Origin of the sequence: Methylobacterium sp. ARG-1 (assembly GCF_001262595.1) — a bacterium.
Lineage (GTDB): Bacteria > Pseudomonadota > Alphaproteobacteria > Rhizobiales > Beijerinckiaceae > Methylobacterium > Methylobacterium brachiatum.
In genome coordinates this window covers 18867-41497 of record NZ_LHCD01000018.1, presented here as the reverse complement: position 1 = coordinate 41497, position 22631 = coordinate 18867, and the positions used below count along the sequence as shown (strand labels likewise).

General features: G+C 69.5%; 19 protein-coding genes. 12 read left to right on the top strand and 7 right to left on the bottom strand.

Going from position 1 to position 22631, the window contains the following annotated elements; all coding sequences use genetic code 11:
* Position 1 precedes the first annotated feature (1 nt).
* The 4 genes from AKJ13_RS17525 to AKJ13_RS17510 are packed head-to-tail and all read left to right on the top strand — an operon-like array spanning position 2 to position 5302.
* Complete coding sequence (locus AKJ13_RS17525; protein WP_050734505.1) at positions 2-877, top strand: branched-chain amino acid ABC transporter permease; 876 nt, start codon at positions 2-4, stop codon at positions 875-877.
* A gap of 14 nt (positions 878-891) precedes the next feature.
* Positions 892-3450 (top strand): branched-chain amino acid ABC transporter ATP-binding protein/permease, encoded by a 2559-nt coding sequence (locus tag AKJ13_RS17520; protein ID WP_050734504.1) that lies wholly within the window; start codon positions 892-894, stop codon positions 3448-3450.
* Positions 3447-4370 carry a 3-hydroxyacyl-CoA dehydrogenase gene (locus AKJ13_RS17515; protein ID WP_050734503.1) on the top strand — a complete coding sequence of 308 codons (924 nt, stop codon included), beginning with the start codon at positions 3447-3449 and terminating at the stop codon, positions 4368-4370. Before AKJ13_RS17520 ends, AKJ13_RS17515 begins: the two co-directional genes overlap by 4 nt.
* 2 nt (positions 4371-4372) lie before the next feature.
* Positions 4373-5302 (top strand): 3-keto-5-aminohexanoate cleavage protein, encoded by a 930-nt coding sequence (locus AKJ13_RS17510; protein WP_050734502.1) that lies wholly within the window; start codon positions 4373-4375, stop codon positions 5300-5302.
* A 39-nt stretch (positions 5303-5341) separates the two neighbouring features.
* On the opposite strand, the gene AKJ13_RS17505 is transcribed toward AKJ13_RS17510, so the two are convergent.
* Genes AKJ13_RS17505 through AKJ13_RS17495 form a run of 3 tightly spaced genes read right to left on the bottom strand, consistent with a single transcriptional unit; the run spans position 5342 to position 8263 of the window.
* A complete protein-coding gene (locus AKJ13_RS17505; protein ID WP_050734501.1) occupies positions 5342-5629 on the bottom strand; it encodes a DUF167 family protein in 288 nt (95 codons plus the stop codon).
* 11 nt (positions 5630-5640) lie between these two features.
* The gene (locus AKJ13_RS17500) at positions 5641-7011 is read right to left on the bottom strand and encodes an FAD-binding oxidoreductase (protein ID WP_050734560.1); all 1371 of its coding nucleotides are present in this window, start codon (positions 7009-7011) and stop codon (positions 5641-5643) included.
* Between the two features lie 58 nt (positions 7012-7069).
* Positions 7070-8263, bottom strand: a complete 1194-nt coding sequence (locus AKJ13_RS17495; protein WP_050734500.1) for a fumarylacetoacetate hydrolase family protein — start codon at positions 8261-8263, stop codon at positions 7070-7072.
* A gap of 305 nt (positions 8264-8568) precedes the next feature.
* On the opposite strand from AKJ13_RS17495, the gene ugpC reads away from it, so the two are divergent.
* The 6 genes from ugpC to AKJ13_RS17465 all read left to right on the top strand — a co-directional run bounded on the left by ugpC (position 8569) and on the right by AKJ13_RS17465 (position 15798).
* Positions 8569-9630: a sn-glycerol-3-phosphate ABC transporter ATP-binding protein UgpC gene (ugpC, locus tag AKJ13_RS17490; RefSeq protein WP_050734499.1), complete on the top strand. Its 1062-nt coding sequence runs from the start codon at positions 8569-8571 to the stop codon at positions 9628-9630.
* Between the two features lie 76 nt (positions 9631-9706).
* Positions 9707-11017 (top strand): ABC transporter substrate-binding protein, encoded by a 1311-nt coding sequence (locus AKJ13_RS17485; protein ID WP_007562102.1) that lies wholly within the window; start codon positions 9707-9709, stop codon positions 11015-11017.
* 50 nt (positions 11018-11067) lie between these two features.
* A complete protein-coding gene (locus AKJ13_RS17480) occupies positions 11068-12024 on the top strand; it encodes a sugar ABC transporter permease (RefSeq protein ID WP_050734498.1) in 957 nt (318 codons plus the stop codon).
* Positions 12021-12959: a carbohydrate ABC transporter permease gene (locus AKJ13_RS17475; protein WP_050734497.1), complete on the top strand. Its 939-nt coding sequence runs from the start codon at positions 12021-12023 to the stop codon at positions 12957-12959. The genes AKJ13_RS17480 and AKJ13_RS17475 overlap by 4 nt, the downstream gene beginning before the upstream one ends.
* A gap of 126 nt (positions 12960-13085) precedes the next feature.
* Positions 13086-14705 (top strand): dihydroxyacetone kinase subunit DhaK, encoded by a 1620-nt coding sequence (locus tag AKJ13_RS17470; protein WP_050734496.1) that lies wholly within the window; start codon positions 13086-13088, stop codon positions 14703-14705.
* A 145-nt stretch (positions 14706-14850) separates the two neighbouring features.
* A complete protein-coding gene (locus AKJ13_RS17465) occupies positions 14851-15798 on the top strand; it encodes a D-2-hydroxyacid dehydrogenase family protein (RefSeq protein ID WP_200905656.1) in 948 nt (315 codons plus the stop codon).
* Between the two features lie 2 nt (positions 15799-15800).
* On the opposite strand, the gene AKJ13_RS17460 is transcribed toward AKJ13_RS17465, so the two are convergent.
* The 4 genes from AKJ13_RS17460 to AKJ13_RS17445 are packed head-to-tail and all read right to left on the bottom strand — an operon-like array spanning position 15801 to position 19850.
* Positions 15801-16904, bottom strand: coding sequence for an ABC transporter permease (locus tag AKJ13_RS17460; protein WP_244471641.1), 1104 nt, complete (start codon positions 16902-16904; stop codon positions 15801-15803).
* Positions 16901-17824, bottom strand: coding sequence for an ABC transporter permease subunit (locus tag AKJ13_RS17455; protein WP_050734494.1), 924 nt, complete (start codon positions 17822-17824; stop codon positions 16901-16903). Before AKJ13_RS17455 ends, AKJ13_RS17460 begins: the two co-directional genes overlap by 4 nt.
* A complete protein-coding gene (locus AKJ13_RS17450; RefSeq protein ID WP_050734493.1) occupies positions 17821-19410 on the bottom strand; it encodes a peptide ABC transporter substrate-binding protein in 1590 nt (529 codons plus the stop codon). Before AKJ13_RS17450 ends, AKJ13_RS17455 begins: the two co-directional genes overlap by 4 nt.
* Positions 19411-19412: 2 nt before the next feature.
* The gene (locus tag AKJ13_RS17445; RefSeq protein ID WP_050734492.1) at positions 19413-19850 is read right to left on the bottom strand and encodes a heme-binding protein; all 438 of its coding nucleotides are present in this window, start codon (positions 19848-19850) and stop codon (positions 19413-19415) included.
* 417 nt (positions 19851-20267) lie between these two features.
* On the opposite strand from AKJ13_RS17445, the gene AKJ13_RS17440 reads away from it, so the two are divergent.
* Together AKJ13_RS17440 and AKJ13_RS17435 are read left to right on the top strand one after the other, a co-directional pair.
* Positions 20268-21191 carry a hypothetical protein gene (locus AKJ13_RS17440; protein ID WP_144426286.1) on the top strand — a complete coding sequence of 308 codons (924 nt, stop codon included), beginning with the start codon at positions 20268-20270 and terminating at the stop codon, positions 21189-21191.
* Between the two features lie 142 nt (positions 21192-21333).
* Complete coding sequence (locus AKJ13_RS17435; protein WP_064774642.1) at positions 21334-22302, top strand: hypothetical protein; 969 nt, start codon at positions 21334-21336, stop codon at positions 22300-22302.
* Positions 22303-22631: the final 329 nt, after the last annotated feature.

Sequence of the window (22631 nt, the reverse complement as noted above, 5' to 3'; positions counted from 1 at the left end):
CATGCAGCTCGTCTTCATCCTGGAGCAGGTGCTCAACGGCCTGCTGATCGGCGTCCAGTACCTGCTGATCGCGCTGGGCCTGTCGCTGATCTTCAGCCTCGGCGGGATCGTGAATCTCGCCCACGGCGCGTTCTACGCTATCGGCGCCTACCTCACGGTGATGCTGACCCCGACGATCGGCTTCGGCGGTGCGCTCGTCGCCTCGCCGCTGCTCGTCGCGGCGCTCGGCCTCGTGATCGAGCGGTTCCTGCTCCGGCGGTTCTACCGGGGCGATCCGACGCTCGGCCTGCTCCTGACCTTCGGCCTCGCCATGGTCGCCGAGCAGGCCCTGCGCATGGCCTTCGGGGCGGCACCCCTGCCGTACGGGATCCCGAGCTGGCTGCGCGGCCAGGTGTTCATCGGCGACCTGATCTATTCGCGCTACCGGCTGTCCATCCTGATGGTAGCGTTGGCCTGCGTCGGCGGCCTGTGGCTGCTCCTGACCCGCACGAGCTTCGGCCGTGTGGTCCGGGCCGGCGTCCAGAACCCCGACATGGTCGCGGCGCTGGGCATCTCGCTGCGGCCCTACATGACCGCGGTGGTGACGATCGCCGTGGGTCTCGCCGCCCTCGCCGGCACCATGATGGCGCCGGTGACCGGGGTGCATCCCGCCATGGGCGCCGAGATTCTGACCTTCGCCTTCGTGGTGGTGGTGATCGGCGGGCTCGGCTCGTTCTGGGGCGTCGTCCTCGCGGCGCTGATCGTCGGCGTCGTCCGGGGGCTGACCGCCTACGCCTACCCGCCGGCCACGGAGGCCGCGGTCTACGGCCTCATGGTGCTCGTCCTGCTGCTGCGCCCGCGCGGCCTGTTCGGCGAGCAGATCGCCCGATTCGAGTGAGCGGGAGCAGCCCCATGTCCGGAACCGCCGAACCGCTGCCGCTCGCCATGCCCCAGCGCGGCCTGATCCTGCGCGAGAGCCGTCAGCTCTGGGCCGCGCTCGCCGCCCTGATCGTCCTGCCCTTCGCGCTGGACGCGATCGGCCTGACGCTCATCACCGCCACCGACGTGGTGATCTTCGCGCTCGCCGTCCTCGGCCTCAACATCCTGGTCGGCTGGACCGGCCTCGTCTCCTTCGGCCACGGGGCGTGGTTCGGGATCGGCGCCTACGCGGTGGCGATCCTGCAGACCCGCCTGGCGCCGGGCGACATGGCCCTGCCGCTCGTCGGCGCGCTGGCGATCACCGGCCTCGCCGCCTTGGCCGGCGGCGCACTGATCCTGCGGCGGCGCGGCGTCTACTTCTCGCTGCTGACCCTGGCATTCACCGCGATGCTCTACGCCATCGCGTTCCGCTGGACCGACCTCACCGGCGGCGAGAACGGCATCGGCAACCTGCACCGCTGGGAGGCGCTGCAGCAGCCCGGCGCCTATTACGCGGCCGTCTCCGCCATCGCGTTCCTCGTCCTCGTCGGGCTCTGGCGGTTCCGCCGCTCGCCCATGGGGACGGTGCTGGTCGCGATCCGGGAGAACGAGCAGCGCGCCGGCTTCCTCGGCTACGCGACCAACCGCTACAAGCTCGCCGCCTTCGTGATCTCGGCCTCGATCACCGGGCTTGCCGGGGCGCTCTCCGCCTACAGCCACCGCTTCACCTCGGCCGACCCGATCTCCATCGCGTTCTCGGGCGAGTTGCTCGCCATGGTGGTGATCGGCGGGATGCGCTCGTTCCTCGGACCGGCGCTCGGCGCCCTGTTCTATATCCTGTTCCGAGAATTCCTGTCGATCTACACCGCCAACTGGCTGCTGTATTTCGGGCTGCTGTTCGTCGCCTTCATCGTGTTCTCGCCGGACGGGCTCGTGGGCATCGCGGCGCGGTTGATGCGGCCGTTCCGCCGCGGGCCGAGCGAGGGCGCCGCCATGTCTGCGCGCCGGGCCGGCGCTTCGGGCCGCGTGCCGGCCCGGTTCATCGCAGAGGGCCGCGCCGACGGCCCGGTCCTGGTCGCCGAGGACATCCGGAAGAGCTTCGGGCCGGTGGCGGCGGTGCGCGGCGTGTCCTTCGCAGTGGCCGACCGGACCCTGCACGCGCTGATCGGGCCGAACGGCGCCGGCAAGACCACGGCGTTCAACCTGCTCTCCGGCATGTTCCGGCCGAATGCCGGCCGGATCCTCCTCGACGGGCGCGAGATCGCCGGGCTCGAGCCGCACGCGATCACCCGGGCCGGGCTCGGCCGCTCGTTCCAGATCACCAACCTGTTCCCGGGCCTGTCCGTCGAGGAGAACGTCCGCCTCGCGGTCCAGGCGCGCCATCCGGCCCATATGAGCCCCTGGCGCGACGCCCTCGGCGTCCGGGAGATCGCCGACGACACCGCCGAGCTGCTGCGCTGGACCGGGCTCGCCGGGATCGAGAAGGCGGAGGCGGGCAGCCTGTCCTATGGGGGCCAGCGGCTGCTCGATATGGGGCTGGCGCTCGCGACCCGGCCCCGGGTGCTGCTGCTCGACGAGCCGCTGGCCGGCCTCGCCGCCGCCGAGCGCGAGCGCGTCGGCGACCTGATCAAGGCGCTCTCAGCCGACATCCCGGTGCTGCTGGTTGAGCACGACATCGATCGGGTCTTCCGCCTCGCCGACCGGGTCACCGTCATGGCGGACGGCGCCGTGCTGGTCGACGGCTCCGTGGCCGATGCCCGGGACGACGAACGGGTCCAGGCGGTCTATCTCGGCTCGGGCACGGAGGCGATCGCCGCCAAGCCCCGGGCGAGCGCGGCGGCGCCCGAGACGCTGCTCTCCATGGCCGGCGTCGATACCTTCTACGGCAAGTCGCACATCCTCAACGGTGTCGACCTCACCGTGCACAAAGGCGAGGTCGTGGCCTTGCTCGGCCGCAACGGCGCCGGCAAGTCGACCCTGCTGAAGACGCTGATCGGCACCGCGCCCCCGGCCGCCGGGCGCATCGTGCTGGCCGGCCAGGACATTGCCGGGCTGACGCCCGACCGGATCGCCCGGCTCGGCATCGGCTACGTGCCGCAGGGCCGGGCGCTGTTCTCCGGGATGAGCGTAGCCGAGAATCTCGGCCTCGGCCGGCTGCGACGGCTCACCGGCGCCGGCATCCACTGGGACGAGGACAAGGTTTTGGAGTTCTTCCCGCGGCTCAAGCAGCGCTGGACCATCGACGCCGCGCGCCTGTCGGGGGGCGAGCAGCAGATGGTGGCGGTGGCCCGGGCCCTGTCCGGCGACACCCGCCTCCTGCTCCTCGACGAGCCGTTCGAGGGCCTGTCGCCGGCCGTCACGGAGGAACTGTTCGAGGCGTTCGACCGTCTGCGCCGAGAGATCGCGATCATCCTGGTCGACCACCATCTCGACCTCGCGCTGGCGCTCTCGGACCGCACCGTCGCGCTCGAGCGCGGCAGCGTCCAATGGACCGGCGAATCGCGCCTGCTGCGCGAGGATCAGGATCTGCGGCGAAAGGTTTTGTGGCTATGACCGACAGCGTCGCGATCATCGGCTCCGGCCTGATCGGCCGGGCCTGGGCGATGATCTTCGCCCGCGCCGGCTGGGACGTGCGCCTGTTCGATGCCGCCGACGGAATCGCCGAGGCCGCGGTCCCGCTCTGCGCCGAGGGGCTGCGGGTGCTGGCCGCGCACGGGCTCTGCCCGGACCCGGAAGCGGCGGCGGGGCGCATCCGTGCTCCGGAAGGCCTTGCCGCCTGCCTCGACGGTGTCGGCTTCGTGCAGGAGAACGGGCCGGAACGGCTCGACGTGAAGCAGGCCCTGTTCGCAGAGCTCGACGCGCTGGCGCCGCCGGACGCGATCATCGCCTCGTCCTCCTCGGCGATCCGCTGCTCTCTCTTCACGAAAGATCTGCCCGGCCGCGGGCGTTGCCTGATCGGGCATCCGGTGAACCCGCCGCACCTGATCCCGCTGGTGGAGATCTCCGGCGCGCCGTGGACGGATACGGCAACCCTGGAGCGCGCCCGAGCGACCTACGAAGCGATCGGGCAGGTGCCGATCACGGTGCTGAAGGAGATCGAGGGTTTCATCCTCAACCGGCTCCAGGGCGCGCTGCTGGCGGAGGCGTTCCGCCTCGCCTCGGAGGGCTACGTGACGCCGCAGGATCTCGACAAGACTGTCGCGGACGGGCTCGGCCTGCGCTGGAGCTTTATGGGCCCGTTCGAGACGATCGAGCTCAACGCCCCCGGTGGCATCGCCGATTACTGCGCGCGCTACACCGGCTTCTACAAGAGCCTCGCCGCCGATCCGGCCCCGCCCACGGTCTACGAAACACCGGCTACCGAGGCGATCCTCGCGCAGTGGCGGGCGCCCGCGGATCTGCCTGCCCGTATGCGCCGCCGGGATGACCGTCTCGCGGCCCTGCGGGCCCACAAGCTTTTACAGAAGGACTGAGCATGGCCTCACAGCGGAAAGTCATCATCACCTGCGCCGTCACCGGCGCGATCCACACGCCCAGCATGTCGCCCCATCTCCCGGTGACGCCGGAGGAGATCGCCGACGCCGCCATCGGCGCCGCCGAGGCCGGGGCGGCGATCATCCATCTGCACGCCCGCGATCCCGAGACCGGGCAGCCCGACCAGTCGCCCGAGGCCTTCGCCAAGTTCCTGCCGGTGATCAAGCAGCGCTCTGGCTGTGTGGTGAACCTCACCACCGGCGGCGCGCCGACCATGTCGATCGAGGAGCGGGTGCGCCCGGCCGCGACCTTCCAGCCCGAGGTCGCCTCGCTTAATCTCGGCTCGATGAATTTCGGCCTGTTCGGCATGCTCGACCGCTTCAAGGACCTGAAGCACCAGTGGGAGCGGGACTATCTCGGCAACAAGGACATCATCTTCCGCAACTCGTTCGGCCAGATCGAGCACATCCTGACCACCTGCGGGCCGAACGGGACGAAGTTTGAGTTCGAGTGCTACGACACCGCCCATCTCTACAATCTCAAGTACTTTTTTGACCGCGGGCTGGTGAAGGCGCCTCTGTTCATCCAGACCGTGTTCGGCCTGCAGGGCGGCATCGGCGCTCATCCGGACGACGTGATGCACATGAAGCGCACCGCCGACCGGCTATTCGGCGATCAGTACCGTTGGTCGGTGCTGGGCGCCGGCCGCAATCAGATGAACATCGCCGCCATGGCGGCCGCGATGGGCGGCAATGTCCGCGTCGGCCTGGAGGACAGCCTGTGGGACGGCCCCGGCAAGCTCGCCGAGACCAACGCCGCGCAGGTCCGCCGCGTCCGCTCGATCATCGAGGGCCTCGGCCTCGCCATCGCGTCGCCCGACGAGGCGCGGGAGATGCTGGCGCTGAAGGGCGGGGACAAGGTCGCGTTCTAAGGGCGTACGGGCCGGGATAAAGGGATTCCGGCCCGGCGCTCAGTCCGGCGCACCGAAGATACGGTCGAGATCGCTCTGGGTAATGCCGTCGATTTCCAAGATCTTGAAGCGGCTCTGGTCGCCAGCAACGATCCGAACCGAACTGCGGCCGATCTTGAGCGCTTTGGCGATCAACGTTTCCAGCGCCGCATTGGCGGCGCCATCGACCGGCGGCGCGGAAACCCGCGCCTTGAGGTAGGGCTGGCCTTTCTCGTCTCGCGCCCAGCCATCCGCCGCATCGCGTCCGCCGCGCGGCGTGAGGCGGACCGCCAGCCGAGTCGCCGCCATCGAACTGGCTTTCAGAAGATCTTGCCCGGGTTCAGCCGGTTGTCCGGGTCGAGCGCGCGCTTGACCAGACGCATGGCGCCGATCTCCTCCGGGGAGCGCGACAGGGGCAGCTTGCCGCGCTTCTCCAGGCCGATGCCGTGCTCGGCCGAGACCGAGCCGTTCAGCTCGGCGAGCGGCGCGTAGATCGCGGCGTCGATGGCAGCGTTGCCGGCGGCGTCGAGGCGGGTCGTGTTCCAGTGCAGGTTGTTGTCGCCGATATGGCCGTACACCACCGCGCGGCAGCCCGGGATCGCCGCCAGGCGGTCCAGGGCGCCCCGGACATAGCCGTCCATCTTGGTCAGCGGTACGCTGATGTCGAAGGCGCGCTCGATCCCGTCGGCGTTCAGGTGCTCGACCCGGTCGCGGATGCGCCACATCCCCCGGCGCTGCTCCTCTGACGAGGCCACAGCCGCGTCGAGGATCACGCCCTCGCCCATGAGGCCTTCGAGCAGGCCGAGGAACCGGTCGGATTCCTCGGGCACGCACTCGACCTCGATGATCGCGTAGAACGGGTAATCGTATCCCAGCGGCGGCGTCGCCCGGCCGGGGGCGGTCATCAACCGATAGAAGTCCGGCCACAGGCCCTCGAAGGACGAGACCCGCCCCTGGAACGCGCTCTGGGCGGCGCGCAGGACCCGGGCGCCGTCATTGACCCCCGGGCAGGCGATCAGCGCGGTGGCGTAGCCGGCCGGCTCGGGGCGCAGGCGCAGGACCGCGCGCGTGACGATCCCGAGCGTCCCCTCGGTGCCGATGAAGATCTGCTTCAGATCGAGCCCGGTGTTGTTCTTGATCAGCGGCCGCATGGACGAGACCACCGTGCCGTCGGCCAGCACCGCTTCCAGCCCGAGAACCATCTCGCGCATCATGCCGTAGCGCAGCACCCGCAGCCCGCCGGCATTGGTCGAGATCGCGCCGCCGATCGTCGCCGAGCCGCGGGCGCCGAGATCCAGGGGGAAGAACAGACCGCTCTCCGTGGCGGCATTCTGCACGCTCTCGATGGTGGCGCCGGTGCCGACCACGACGGTCATGCCCAGCGGATCGACCGGCTCGATCGCGGTCATCCGCTCGGTGGAGAGCGTGATCTCGTCCGGAGAGCACAGGGTCCCGTCCACGAGCCCGGTGGCGCCGCCGCGCGGGACGACGGCGATCCCCGCCGCGTGGCAGGCGGCCATCACAGCGCTGGTCTCCGCGGTATTGCGCGGCCGGACGAGGGCGCGCGCCGCGCAGGGCTCGGTCGGTCGGGTCCAGTTCGCGGACCGGCCGCGCAGCTCCTCGCCGGTGACCAAGCCGGATGGCCCGACGATGGCGGTAAGACGCGCGAGGAGGGAATCGGCGGCTGTCATCGGCTTGATCTCTGCGGCGGGCGCCATGTCGGGCGGGCGGCTTCGGCGCGAGCCTCTGTCATAAAATCCCGCGCGCCGCGAGGTTGCGCATCAAAGCGCGTGCGCCGAACGTCCAGGGCTCGCAGGCGTCGCAGGGGCGCATCCGGTTGACGAGCCGGCCGAGTTCCGGGCTCGCCACGACGACGCGGTCGTTCTCGACATGGGTGAAGCCGAGCCCCGGCCCGTGCCGGTCCTGGATCGGCGCGAACATTGTGCCGAGCAGCAGGATCGCCCCGTCCGGATAATCGTGCGTGCGCCCCATCAGAGCGCCGACCAGCTCCTCCGGGTCGCGGCTGATCTCGGCGAGCGGCGAGGTGCCCTCCATCCGGAACCCGTCGGTGCCGGTCACTTCGAGGGTCACGGTGGTGCGCCGGATATCGTCCAGGCTGAAGGTCTTGTCGAACAGCCGCAGGAACGGGCCCAGCGCGCAGGAGGCGTTGTTGTCCTTCGCCTTGCCGAGGAGCAGCGCCGACCGGCCCTCAAAATCGCGCAGGTTCACGTCGTTGGCGAGGGTCGCCCCGACGATGGCTTGCTTGGACGACACCGCCAGGGCCACTTCCGGCTCGGGGTTGTTCCAGTGCGAATCCGGATGAAGCCCGGCATCGGCGCCGCAGCCCACCGCCGAGAGCGGCTGGGCCTTGGTGAAGATCTCTGCGTCCGGCCCGATCCCGACCTCGAGATACTGGCTCCAGGCACCCTGGGCGACCAGTACGTCCTTCAGCGCCATCGCCTCGGCCGAGCCGGGTTTCAGCCGGCGCAGGTCGCGGCCGACCAGGCGCTCGACCTCGGCGCGGATCGCCGCAGCGGCCGCGAGATCCCCCCGGGCCCGCTCCTCGATGACGCGCTCCAGCATGGAGGTCGCGAAGGTGACGCCGGCGGCCTTCAGCGCCTGGAGATCCACCGGGGCGAGCAGCCAGGGCTGCCCGGGATCGCGGCTGTCCGGCGGGGTGTTGGCCACGATCGCGTCGAGGCTTCCGAGATCCGCGCCGTCGGCGGCCCGCAGCGCGACGGCCGAGTCGGGTGTCTCGCACAGGTCGCTGACCGTCGCGAACCGGGCGGTGATGTCGATCGCCCGCAGATCGCCGTCTGAATCCGCGCGGATCGCCACCACGCTCGGACCCCCGACATCCGGGCGCCACACCCGCCCGACCAGCGCCCCGCGACCGGCATCGTCGGGCAGGATCTCGCGGGCGGTCAGACCGGATAATGCCATGCTGTCCTCATGCGTCAGGGCCTATCGCTGCGCCACATCCCGACCGGTCCCTGCCGGAAGGCCCGGCTCAGCGGGGCCGATACGGGCCCGCTTTAGCACCCGCTGTCGATTCGGGTCCCGGCAGGATGTTTCATGCCGGCGGTGTCGTCACCGTCGTCCCCGCCTTCAGCTTCACACGGGAAAGCGGCTGACAGAAGCGCGATATGATTCAAAATTCAGGTTCTGCCGACTTGCTTTCCGGCATCGGCTCTATTGTACTGTTCGGACAGGAGTCGGCGTTAGAGCGACCCTGATTGGGAGGAAGCATGGCCTCGGTGGGAATCCGCGAGGTCCGCAAGGCTTTCGGGTCGACGAACGTCCTGCACGGCGTGTCTGTGGACATCCGGGACGGGGAGTTCGTGATCCTGGTCGGGCCTTCGGGCTGCGGAAAATCGACCTTGCTCCGGATGATTGCCGGCTTGGAAAATATCTCCGGCGGCGAGATCCGTATCGGCGAGCGTGTCGTCAATGATGTCCCGCCCAAAGAGCGGGACATCGCCATGGTGTTTCAGAACTACGCCCTCTATCCGCACCTCACGGTGCGCGAGAACATGGCGTTCTCCATGCGGATCCGGAAGGCGCGGGCCGCCGAGATCGACGAGCGCGTCAGCAAGGCGGCGCAGATCCTCGGGCTGACCCATCTCCTCGACCGCTATCCGCGGCAGCTCTCCGGCGGGCAACGCCAGCGCGTGGCCATGGGCCGGGCGATCGTGCGCGACCCGCAGGTCTTCCTGTTCGACGAACCGCTCTCGAATCTCGACGCGAAGCTGCGCGTGGCGATGCGCACCGAGATCAAGGAGCTGCACCAGCGCCTGAAGACCACGACCATCTACGTCACCCACGACCAGATCGAGGCCATGACCATGGCCGACCGGATCGTGGTGATGCATGACGGCGTAGTCGAGCAGATCGGCCCGCCGCTGGAACTCTACGACCGGCCCGACAACCTGTTCGTGGCCGGCTTCATCGGCTCCCCGGCGATGAATTTCGTGCCCGGGACGGTGCGCCGGAACGGCCGCTTGGTCTTCGCCGCCGAGACCGGCCTGATCATCCCCTTGACCGAGGCGCCGGTGGGCGCCGAGGGCCGCAAGCTGGTCCTCGGATTGCGGCCGGAGCATTTCGACCTGGCGCCCGATGGGATCGCCGCCGAGGTCGTCGTGGTCGAGCCGACGGGCTCCGAGACGATGCTGGCGGTGCGGGCCCAGGGCCAGGACTTCACCTGCGTGCTGCGCGAGCGCGTGAGCGAGGGGCCGGGCGAGACCGTCCACCTGCGGCCGAACCGCGTGCACTTCTTCGATGCCGAGACGGGCCGGCGCCTGCCGACCTGACCGCACCCGATCCCCGTCGCCGAGCCGGGCTTGCTTCGTTCCCGGCGGGCCGATCCATCCAGGGAGTGACGCCACGATGCCCAAACTCGACCGCCGTTCCCTCCTGACGGGGGCCGCCGCGACCGGCCTCGCCGCCGGCGCCGACCTCCTCGGCTTCGCCCGGGCCTGGGCCCAGACCGCCGAGTGGAAGCCGGAGCCCGGCGCCAGCCTGTCGATCCTGCGCTGGAAGCGCTTCATCCCCAGCGAGGACGAGGCGTTCCTGCGCATGGTCGACGCCTTCACCAAGGCGACCGGCGTCAAGGTGTCGGTGACCAACGAATCCTTCGACGACATCCAGCCCAAGGCCTCCGTCGCCGCCAATACCGGGCAGGGGCCGGACATGGTTTGGGGCCTGTTCTCGTTCCCGGCCCTGTTCCCCGACAAGTGCCTGCCGCTGGAGGATGTGGCGGAGTCGCTGGCCAAGAAATACGGCCCCTGGTTCCCGTCGGCGGAGGCCTACGGCAAGGTCAAGGGCAAGTGGATCGCGATCCCGGTCGGCTTCAACGGCGGCTATCCGAACTACCGCATCTCGGCGATGCAGAAGGCCGGGTTCAGCAAGTTCCCCGAGGATACCGCCGGCTTCCTCGAACTGTGCCGGGCCCTCAAGAAGAACAACACGCCGGCAGGTTTCGCCCTCGGGCACGCCACAGGCGACGCCAACACCTGGTGCCACTGGGCGCTCTGGTCCCATGGCGCCAACCTGGTCGACGCCAACGAGAAGATCGTCATCAACTCGCCGGAGACCGCCAAGGCGCTGGAATACGTCAAGGCGATGTACGAGACCTTCGTGCCAGGGACCGTGTCCTGGAACGATTCCTCCAACAACAAGGCGTTCCTGGCGGGCGACCTTTACCTGACGCATAACGGCATCTCGATCTACGCCGCCGCCAAGAAGGACAACCCGAAGCTCGCCGAGGATATGGACCACGCGGTCTGGCCGATCGGCCCGGCCGGCAAGCCCACCGAGTTCCAGCTCGCCTTCCCGATCCTGGCGTTCAAATACTCGAAGGCGCCCAATGCCTGTAAGGCGTTCATCAGTTTCATGATGGAGGCGTCGAACTACAATCCCTGGCTGGAAGCCGCACAGGGCTACCTGTGCGAGCCGCTGTCGAACTACCCGAAGAACCCGATCTGGACGAGCGATCCGAAGAATGCGGTGTTCGCCGAAGCGGGACGGCGTTCGCGGGCGGCCGGCGGCCTGGCGCCCGTCAGCGAGCGCGTCGCCGCGGTCCTGGCCGACTTCGTCGTGGTCGACATGTTCGCCAGCCACTGCACCGGCCGCGAGGACGTGAAGACCGCGATCCGCAACGCCGAGCGCGCCGCCCAGCGCATCTTCCGCAACACCTGAACGCGGTGGGACGCGGGGCTTGCCCGCGGCCATGACCCCGAGGCGAATCCATGGCGCATACGGCCCTGACACAGCCCGCCCCGCTGGCGATGCCGACCCGCTCGGCCTGGCAGCGCCTGCGCGCCAGCCGCGGCTGGGCGGGCTTCTGGTTCATGCTGCCGACCGCGCTGATCCTCGGCCTGTTCCTCGCCTATCCGCTGCTGAAGGGTATCTGGCTGTCCTTCACCAATACCCGGATCGGCCGGGAGGGCGTCTTCATCGGCCTGGAGAACTACACCTGGCTCTGGGACGACGACGTCTTCTGGCTCTCGGTGTTCAACACCTGCCTGTACACGGTGGTGGCCTCGGTGGTGAAGTTCGGCGTCGGCCTCTATCTCGCGCTGCTGCTGAACAAGAACATGCCGTTCAAATCGATCATCCGATCGATTGTGCTGATCCCGTTCGTCGTGCCCACCGTCCTGTCGGCGATCGCGTTCTGGTGGATTTTTGACAGCCAGTTCTCGATCATTTCCTGGTCGCTGCGCCATCTCGGGATCATCGACGGCAACATCGACTTCCTCGGCGAGCCCAGCATGGCGCGGGCTTGCGTAATCTTCGCGAATATCTGGCGCGGCGTGCCGTTCATCGCGATCACGCTGCTGGCCGGGCTGCAGACGGTCTCGCCCTCGCTCTACGAGGCCGCGACACTGGACGGCGCCTCGAACTGGCAGATCTTCTCACGCATTACCCTGCCGCTGCTGACGCCGATCATCGCCGTGGTGATGACCTTCTCGGTGCTGTTCACCTTCACCGACTTCCAGCTGATCTGGGCCATGACCCGGGGCGGCCCGGTCAATGCCACGCACCTGATGGCGACCCTGTCGTATCAGCGCGGCATCCTCTCGGGGACGCTCGGCGAGGGCGCCGCGATCGCCACCGCGATGGTGCCGTTCCTGCTCGCCGCGATCGGCATCTCGTGGTTCGGCCTGCAGCGCCGGGCCTGGCAATCCGGGGGAACCGACCGATGAGCGCGCCCGCTCCGCCCGCCCATGCCGACCCGCGCCTCGCGCCCGTCATCGCCGCGCGCCCGGCCGGGCTCACCGACGACAGCGAGGGGATGGCCTATCTCGAGCGTCTGCCCCGGCGGCTCGTGACCACCTACCTGCCGCTCCTGATCATCCTCGTGGTGCTGCTGTTCCCGTTCTACTGGATGGCGCTGACGGCGATCAAACCGGACGAGCAGCTGATCGACATGGAGCGGTTCAACCCGTTCTGGGTGGTCGAGCCGACGTTCAAGCACATCAACAAGCTGCTGTTCGAGACGCAGTATCCGCGCTGGCTCTGGAACACGATGTACGTGTCGGTGGCCGCCACCGTGCTGTCGCTGTTTGCCAGCGTGCTGGCCGCCTATGCCTGCGTGCGCATCCGCTTTAACGGAGCGGGCTGGGTCGGCGCCGCAATCTTCCTGGCCTACCTTGTGCCCCCCTCGATCCTGTTCATCCCGCTCGCCACGATCGTCCAGGCCTACGGCCTGTTCGACTCGCCGATCGCCCTGATCCTGGCCTACCCGACCATCCTGATCCCGTTCTCGACCTGGCTCCTGATGGGCTACTTCAAGACCATTCCGTACGAGCTGGAGGAATGCGCGCTGATGGACGGCGCGAGCCGGTGGCAGATCCTGACCAAGATCATCCTGCCGCTCGCCTTCCCGGGCCTGATCTCGGCCGGGATCTTCTCGCTGACGCTGTGCTGGAACGAGTTCATCTACGCGCTGACCTTCCTGTCCTCGACCCAGAACAAGACCGTGCCGATCGCGGTGGTCAGCGAGTTCGTGGACGGCGACGTCTATAAGTGGGGCTCGCTGATGGCCGGCGCCCTGCTCGGCTCCCTGCCGCTGGTGATCCTCTACTCGTTCTTCGTCGAGTATTACGTCTCCGCGCTCACCGGCGCCGTAAAGGAATAGCCCGCGCGGCTTCGGGGCGTGGGAAACCCGGCGGCGGCCGTTGCGCCGCCGGCCGCGATTGCCCAGACAATCCGCTGTCAGACCGTGCAGCGAGAGCTGCGGACGGAGATCGCAGAAGGTCGCGCCATGGCCCATTTCATCGAGACCCGCGCCAGCCTGGTCACCGACGCCATCGCGGGGCTTCTGGCCGCCGGCGGCGGTCGCCTCGCGCGGCTCGACGGCGATCCGGGAATCCGCGTCGTGCTGCGGTCCGAGCTGGATCCCGGCAAGGTCGCGGTAATCTCGGGCGGCGGCTCCGGCCACGAGCCGGCCCATGCCGGCTTCGTCGGGCCGGGCATGCTCAGCGCGGCGGTGTGCGGAGATGTCTTCGCCTCGCCGAGCGTCGATGCGGTGCTGGCCGGCATCCTGGCGGTGACCGGGCCGGCCGGGTGCCTGCTGATCATCAAGAACTACGCGGGCGATCGGCTGAATTTCGGCCTCGCCGCCGAGCGCGCCCGGGCGCTCGGAAAGAAGGTCGAGACCGTGATCGTGGCCGACGACATCGCCCTGCCGACGGCAAAGCAGCCCCGGGGCGTGGCCGGCACCCTGTTCGTCCACAAGATCGCGGGCCATGCCGCGGAGGCGGGCGCGCCGATGGAGACGGTGGCGGCCCTGGCCCGGCGGGTCGCGGCCTCGGCCCAGTCGCTCGGCATCGCGGTCTCGACCGCCACGATCCCGGGCTCGCCGCGCAGCGAGCGCCTCGCCGAGGGTCAGGCCGAGCTCGGCCTCGGCATCCATGGCGAACCGGGGGTCGAGCGGATCGCGCTGCCCAAGGCGGCCGATCTGGCACGGCTGATGACCGAGCGTCTCACGGGCGCCGGGCCGCTGGCCTTGCTGGTCAACAATCTCGGCTCGGCCACGGCCCTGGAGATGCAGGTCCTGACCCGGGCCGTCCTGGCCACGGAGCTCGGACGCCGTGTGCGCCTCCTCCTCGGCCCGGCGCCGCTGATGACCGCCCTCGACATGCACGGCGCATCTTTGTCGATCCTGCCGCTCGACGACGCGCTCGAAGCGGCGTTGCTCGCCCCGGTACCCATGCCGGCCTGGCCCGGCGCAACGCGCATCGCGCCGCCGGTCCTGCGCCCGCTTCCCGAAGGGCTGGCTGGCGAGACCTTCGCGCCGTCGCGCGATGTCGTGGCGGGCGCCCGGATCGCGGCTGTGGCGCGGGCGCTCATCGCCGCCGAGGGCGCGCTCAACGCCCTCGACGCGAAGGTCGGCGACGGCGACACCGGCACGACCTTCGCGGGCGCGGCCCGGGCGGTCGAGGCCGATCTCGATCGGCTGCCGCAGGCTGATTCGCCCGCCCTGTGCCGCGCGCTCGCCGAACGGATCGGCCGCGCGGTCGGCGGTTCGAGCGGCGTGCTCGCCTCGATCTTTCTCGCCGCCACCGCGGCATCGCTCTCGGACGGGGCCGCCTGGCCCGATGCTCTGGCCCAGGGTTTAGCCCGGGTACGGGATTACGGCGGCGCCGGCCCCGGCGACCGCACGATGCTCGACGCATTGATCCCCGCGCTCGGCGCCCTGAAATCCGGCGGGCTCGACGCCGCTGCCGCAGCTGCCCGCGCGGGTGCCGCCGCCACCGCCGATATGGACCGCGCCGCGACCGGCCGGTCGAGCTACCTCGCGGCTGGAGATCTTGCCGGGATTGAGGATCCGGGAGCGGCCGGGGTCGCGGTGGCGTTCGAGGCGCTGGCGGAAGCGGGGTGACGTTTCACCTCACGCACGAAGCTTCGTCCGTACCGGGAGGCGACCGACCCAGCGCGTTTTGTGCTTTTCGGACCTGCGGCCGAACCTCAACGAACACGGCGCTCATCGAGAGCGATGCGAGCCGTAGCCCTCAAGCGAGACCATCGTGCAAACCTGCCTGATCCTCGACGACTACCAGGAGGCCGCGCTCGGCCTCGCCGATTGGGCGCGCCTGTCCGATCGGGTCGCGGTCTCGTCCATCACCGATCACGTCGCCGATCAGGACGCTCTCGTCGCCCGGATCGATCAGGCCGAGATCCTGGTGATCATGCGCGAGCGCACGCCCTTCCCGGCGGCTCTGCTGCCGCGGCTGAAGCTGCTGGTCACCAGCGGCATGCGCAACCTCGCAATCGATGTGGCAGCGGCGCGGGCACAGGGCGTCACGGTCTGCGGCACGGAATCGAGCCCGACGCCGCCGACGGAGCTGACCTGGGCGCTGATCCTCGGTCTCGCCCGCCACCTGCCGCTCGAGAACAGGAACCTGCGGGACGGAGGACCGTGGCAGAGCACGGTCGGGACCGATCTCGCCGGGGCGACCCTGGGCCTCCTCGGGTTGGGCAAGATCGGCACGCGGGTCGCTGCAATCGGCCGGGCTTTTGGCATGCGGGTAATCGCCTGGAGCCCGAATCTGGACGACACCCGGGCCGCAGCCGCCGGAGTCGAGCGTGCCGAAACCAAGGAGGACCTGCTGGAAGCGAGCGACGTCGTCTCCATCCATCTGGTGCTCGGCGACCGGACGCGCGGGCTTCTCGGCGATGCGGAGCTGCGCCGGATGCGCCCGAGCGCCATCCTGGTGAACACGTCACGCGCGCCGATCGTCGATCAGGCCGCCCTGGTCGGGGCCCTGGAGGAGGGCCGGATCGCGGGGGCGGGGCTCGACGTGTTCGAGACGGAGCCGCTGCCGGCCGACAGCCCGTTCCGGCGCCTGCCGAACGTCCTGGCGCTGCCGCATGTCGGCTACGTCACGCGCGACAATTACCGGACGTTCTTCACCCAGGCTGTCGAGGATATCGAGGCGTATCTCGCCGGTTCCCCGATCCGGTTGCTGGGCTGATTCTAGCTGGACCGCGGGTCGAGAGCATCGGCCAAGCCGTCGCCGAGCAGCGTCAGGGCGACCAGGGTGGCGATCAGGAAGGCGGCCGGGCCAGCCAGCATGTGCGGGGCCGACTCGATCGACCGGGCGCCCTCGGCGATGAGGACGCCCCAGCTCGTTTGCGGCTCCTGAACGCCGAGCCCGAGGAAGGAGAGAAAGCTCTCCAGCAGGATCACCTGCGGCACCAGCAGGGTCGCGGCCACCGCCACTGGCCCGAAGGTGTTCGGCACGATGTGGCGCAGGATGATGCGGGGCGTCCCGAGCCCGAGAGCGCGGGCGGCGCGGACGAAGTCGCGCTCGCGCAGCGACAGGGTCTGTGCCCGGACGATGCGGGCCATATCGAGCCATTCAACGGCGCCGATCACCACCAGCATCAGCGTGAGGCTCGCCCGGAAGAAGACCAGCAACAAAATGACGAAGAACACAAAGGGCAGGGCGTAGAGCACGTCGACCAGCCGCATCATCACGGCATCCACGGCGCCGCCGATGAAGCCGGCGGTGGCGCCGTAGCCGACGCCGATGAGCAGCGCGACCAGGGTGGCGGTGAGCCCGATGAGCAGCGAGACCCGTCCGGCCACGAGGCAGCGGGTGAGCAGGTCGCGGCCATGCACGTCGGTGCCGAGCGGGAAATACAGGCGCCGCACCGGCACCGCCACGACGAGACGGTGGCCGCCCTCCGGGTCGGCGATCACCCGCGGCTCCCCGAACAGGTCGGAGCGCGGCAGGTAGACGAGGCTGCGCCGGTCCACCCCCGCCTCGGCACTCAGCGTGAGCCGCAGCGCCTCGCCGTCGCGGGCTACGTCGTCGAGGCGGGCGCGCATCCGGAAGGCGAGGCGTTCGAGGGCGGGGCGCAGATGGTCCGGATTGGGCTGCGCTGCCAGGCCGGCCGGGAGCTGGCGCAGATCCGGGTAGGCGCGCGTCGGATCATGTCCGGTCAGCGCCGGACCGAACAGGCAGGCCAGGGCAATCAGGGTCAGCACGGCCAGGGAGGCCATCGCGACGCGCTGGCGGGCGAGGCGCGACAGCGTCCGGGCAGCCGGCCCGGCCATGAGACGGCCAGCCCTCATGCGGCACGCCGCAGGCGCGGATCGAGCCAGGCGCAGGCGAGGTCGGCGATCAGGTTGAGGGCGATCACCAGGGCCGCCACCAGCAGGACGGTGCCCATCACCAGCGTGTAGTCGCGGTTGAGCGCGCCCTCGACGAAGTAGCGCCCGATCCCGGGCAGGCCGAAAATCGTCTCGACGACCACGGATCCGGTGAGCAGCGCCGCCGCCAGGGGCGCCAGGTAGGCCACCACCGGCAGGAGCGCGCCGCGCAGGGCGTGCCGGGTGATGCGCGCCGGCGGCAGGCCGAGGCTGCGCATGGTCCGCACCGGCTGGGTGCGCAGGACTTCCCCGAGCGAGGCCCGCGTCAGCCGGGCCAGCGCGCCGACCTGCGGCAGCGCCAGGGTTACCACCGGCAGGACCAAGTGGCTCGGCGCACCGCCATCCCATCCGCTGAGCGGCAACCAGCGCAGGCTCAGCCCGAACACGATCTGCAGCAGCGGCGCCACGACGAAGTTCGGCAGCGACAGGGTCAGCGCCGCCCCGAGGCCGAGCAACCGGTCGAGGGCACCGCCCCGCCGGAGCGCCGCGACGGTCCCGAGCCCGACGCCTAAACAGGCGGCCAACGCGAGCGCCAGCGCCCCCAGGGTGGCCGAGACCGGCAGGCCCCGGGCGATCAGGTCGAGGACGCTCATGTCGCGGAACGAGAAGGACGGCCCGAAATCGCCCCGCGCCAGGGCCGCTAGGTAGCGGGCGAACTGCACGAGCAGCGGCTGGTCCAGGCCGTAGACCCGACGCAGGTTCTCCATGGCGGCCGGCGCAAGGGGACGTTCCAGATCGAATGGGCCGCCGGGCGCGAGCCGCATCAGGAAGAAGCTGACAGCCACGACCACGAACAGCGTCGGTACCGATTGCGCGAGCCGCCGCAGGATGAAGCGGATCACGCGTCGAGCCTCAGGAAACGGGTCGGCGCGGCGTTGCGGACGTTCGGTGTGTAGCCGTGCAGCCGCGGCGCGATCAGCGCCTTCGACCGGTAATGCATCAGCGGGATCCAGGGGAGTTCGCGCAGCGCGATCGTCTCGGCTTCGTACATCAGGTCGGCGCGGCGCCCGAGATCGCGTTCCGACCCGGCCCTGGCCAGCAGCGCGTCATAGGCCGTGTTCGACCAGCGGCCGGCATTCAGCCCGTCATTGCCCGTCTGGAGCAGGAACAGGAAATTCTGCGGGTCCGAATAGTCGGCGATCCAGGCGTAGCGGGCAACATCGAAGGCGCCGCCATCGCGCAGATACGCGAAATGGGTCTTGGCATCGGTGTAGACGAACCGGGTCTCGATCCCAAGGTCGCGCCAAATCTCGGCGATTGCCACCGCGGTGTTGCGGTTGTTGTCGCTGACGTTGAACCGGTACTCCACACTCAGCGGCCGTCCGGGGCCGAAGCCCGCCTCCGCCAGCAGGCGGCGCGCCTCGGCCTCATGTTCGATCGGCAGGCCCTGCCGACCTTCCGTCTCGGGGGGCGCGCGGTAATTGTCGATTCCCGGCGGGCAGATGGAGTAGGCCGGGCTCATGGTGCCGCCGTAGAGCCCGTCGGCCAGGTATTCACGGTCGATGAGCAACGACAGGGCCCGGCGGACCCTTCGGTCCGAGAAGGGGGCCTTGTGGGTGTTGACGACCAGGGCTTCGAGGCCGAGCGACGGGCCGAGAACCACCTGGGTACCGAAGCGGCGGCGCAGGTCGGCGATCTGGTCGACCGGCACATCGGACAGTGAGTCGAGCTCCCCGGCGGCGAAGCGCCGGACGGCGCTTGCCAAGTCCGACATGGGCAGGAAGGCGACAAGCCGGATTGCGATCGCGCCCGCCTCGGGATGGTGCGGATTGACCTCCAGGGTGATGCCGCCGCCCGGCACCCGGTCGACCAGCCGATAGGGGCCGTTGGTCACGAAGTTGCCTGGCCGGGTGGAGGAGTCGCCGTAGCGTTCGACCGAGGCCCGGTGCACCGGCACGGCGGTCTGGTGGGTCAGAAGCTCGAGAAAGTAGGGCGTCGGCTGCTCGAGGGTGATTGTAAGCCGGAGCGGCCCCTCCGCGATGACCCCGAGAGCGTCGTCTCCGGTCTGCCCGCGATTGACCCCCGCAGCCCCGCGGATCGGGAACAGGATCTCGGCGTATTTGGCCCCCGTGGCCGGGGCGAGGATGCGGCGGAACGCGTAGACGAAGTCGTCGGCGGTCACAGGTTCGCCCGTCGACCAGCGGCCGTCGGGGCGCAGGTCGAACCGGAAGGTCAGGCCATCCTCGGAGACGGTCCAGGACCGCGCGGCGCCCGGGATGATCGTCCCGTGATTGTCGTACGTGACCAGGCCGTCGAACAGATCCCGGAGGATATGCGCCTCCGCCACCGTGGACGAGCGGTGCGGGTCGAGGGTCTCAGGATCGGCATCGTTGCCGCGCCGGTAGAGCCCGGATTCGCCGGCATAAGCGGGCCGCACGGCCGCGAGGGCGGTGGCGCCGGCCAGCCACTCGCGCCGGCGGATCGCCATCCTCAGGCGCCGGTCTCGGGCATCAGGCCGGCCGCCTCGATCCCCGCCACCGCGCAGATCTCGTCGTTGTCGGAGGTGTCGCCGGAAATGCCGACCGCGCCGAGCAGCCGCCCTTCGCGGGAGCGGATCAGCACGCCGCCCGGGACCGGCACGAGCGCGGCCGGGCCGGCGACGTGGCTCACCGCGGCGACGAAATAGGGCTGCGCTTCGGCCCGGGCATGGATCGCCCGGGAGCCGAGGCCCAGTGCCAGGGCGCCGTTGGCCTTGCCGCTGGCGATCTCGGCCCGGCGCAGAGACGTGCCGTCCTCGGCCGCGACGGATTTGAGCGCGCCGCGGGCGTCGTACACGACCACCGCCATCGGCTTCAATCCGCGGGTCCGGGCTTCACGCAGGGCGGTGTCCACGATGCTGCGGGCGGCCTCGAGCGTCAGGTCGATCATCGGATTCCACGGTCTGTCGCCGCTCCGGGCGGCACGCTCACGTTTAGAGGATCGGGATGGGGCGGGTCCACCATGCGGACGGCTCCCGGCTTCGAGCGGATTGCCGTCGCGGACCTGCGGCCGTCGCGTGAAAGGGCCTAGTCCAGGCGCTAATCGCCGATCTTTGGAGCGCCGAGCAGACGGAAGGCCGGGATCCCGCGGAGGCGCAAAGACGTGACACGGTGTGTCACGCGGCCAGGCCTCGACGTGAGGCACAGGTCTCTGATCTTGTTGCAGGCGATTCGCATTGAGCGACGATGCCAAACCGCGCACATTGCTTTCAATGACTAGGAATTGCCGACGATACGCGATCGTAGCTTAGGAAAGACTTAAAATAGTAAGAAATCACAGCGATAGAAGATGTACGCAGCAGCACATTTGGCGGTTGATCTTATCTACCGAATGCTTCCGGCCTACGGCGCCATCGCCGCCGGGTTCTGTGTCGGACGTTTGTCGAGTTGCGACTGGATCCGGCACCTGTCCAGCCTGCTGATGTACGTCCTGATCCCGCTGGTTGTGTTCAAGAACGCCCTGGCGCTGAACGTCGGTGCGGCCATCGGCAATGTCGCCCTGTCGATGACCTTCAGCACCCTCATGGTGCTGTGCGCGGCTCTGATCGTACCGCGCTGCAAGACCGACGTTCCCCGGCGCCTGGCGTTCTGCGCGTTCAGCTACACCAATATCGGCTGGTTCGGGATCCCGACCGGGCTGGTCCTGTTCGGCCCCAAGAGCCTGCCGATCCTGGTGATGGCCTATGTCGGCGGGCTGATCTTCGGCAACACGGTGGGCTTCTATTTCGTGGCGCGCGACCGGTTCTCGGTCCGGATGAGCCTCTGGAAGGTCGCGACGACTCCGGCCCTATATGCGTTCGGTGCCGGGCTTGCCGGTCAGGCGCTCGGATTGCGCGACCTGCTGCCGCCCGACGCCGATGCACCGTTCCGTGTGGTGACCCTGATGATGTCGGGTTGCGGCATGATGGTGGTCGGGCTGGGGGCCAGTCAGGTCCGCTTCACCGCCGCCGCGATCCGCGGGACGCTGCAGCTGGTGATCTGGCGGCACATTGCATCGGTCTTCGCGATCATCGCCGTCATCGACCTGTTCGCCGCTCTGGGAGCCCCCGTCGCGCCGGACAACCTCAACACCGTGCGCCTCCTCGGGCTTCTGCCGATCGCAGGCAATGTCGTGGTCTTCGCGGCCCAATTGCGCAGCGACGTGGCGGCGGCATCCCTGATCGTCGCGCTCTCGACGGCCATCTCGACGATCACCGTCTTGTGCTGGGGCGTCCTTCTCCACCTCGTCTAGGGAGCCTTGGGTCCCGGTCCCGCCGCCCGATCGAAGGGAAACCGCCAAGCTGCCGCAGCGCCGTGTTTCCGGCTTGTCTCCGGCTCCGGCGGACGGCATGTCTCGACGCCGCCGCAAGGCGTTCACGGGAGATGGCGGACCTTTGTCTCAGACAGGCGCGCGCGGTATCGCGGTTGGGCGGGACGGATGGCTCTTCTGGGTCGGCCGGACCAACGAGCTGGTCGATCTGTATGCGGATTCTCCGGCCTCTCGCCGTCTGCTCCGCCGCTGGGTTAGGCTGGTCGAAACCCGCGTCCGTCGGACGCGCGCGCTCGGCGCGACCTACGTCCACGCCATCGTGCCGGAGAAGATCGCGATCCATGCGGACACGCTGGACCGGCCGTTCCCGAACCTGGCCGATCCGCCCGGCCTGCGGCTCGGCCGGCTCCTCGCATCCGGTACGGAAGCCCGACTGGTCGATCTCTACGGGCCCCTGCAGGCGGCGCGCGCCGAGGGACCGGTCTACCTACAGACCGACACGCACTGGAACCATCGGGGCTACATCGCCGCCTATCGGGCGCTGTGTGCCGCGCTCGGCGTCACCCCGGCCGCGCATGTTCTCGAGGCAACCGGCGAGACCGCGCGCTTCGTGTTCGACCTCGGCGGCAAGCTCAAGCCGCCGGTGGACGAAGCCTATGTCGCCCACGCCTTTCAACGCAGCGCACACCGCAGCGAGGCCAACGCGCTGGTCCAGCTGCGCGAGACCGGCCGCGTCGCCGGCCGGGGCGGCTTCTTCGTCGGGTCGCGCGCCGTGATGCGCAACCCCGAGGCTGCGGATTCAAGGCGCGTGGTCCTGTTCGGCGATTCCTACGTGTTCGACCAGGGGCCGCGCCTCACCGCGATGCTGGCCGAAAGTTTCCGGGAGGTGCACGCGATCTGGTCTGCGGAGATCGACTGGGCCTACGTCGCCGCCGTGAAGCCCGACCTCGTCGTCTACGAGATCGCCGAGCGCTTCCTGCGGCGCGTACCGACTGACCGATTCTCCGTCGACGCTTTCGCCGAGCGTCGGGTGCGGCGGGAACTGAACCCCACCCTCATCGACCGGCTGCGCGCCCGCCTGCGGCTGCGCTGACATTCCGAATCCACGCTCACGCGGTGCCGGACGGCGTCTCGCCCCTATCGTTTCGGCCGGCCCCACCGTCCGGAGCGCATCACGGCCGACGCAAAGCGCCCTACGTCATCTGCCACATGACCACCTCGGTTGACGACGGGAGCAAGGCCCGCCGCTGGAAGACCCTCGACGCCGACAGCCACTACGAACGCGTCCACGACGCGCTGAGGGGCGACGCCTGGATGTGCGGACAGGTCACCATGCAGGGCTACGCCGACAGCGCCCCTCCGCTGCCGGAGCCGTTCCATGGGCGGCCGGTGCAAGCTCGCTCTGACGACCTGCGAGCCCTT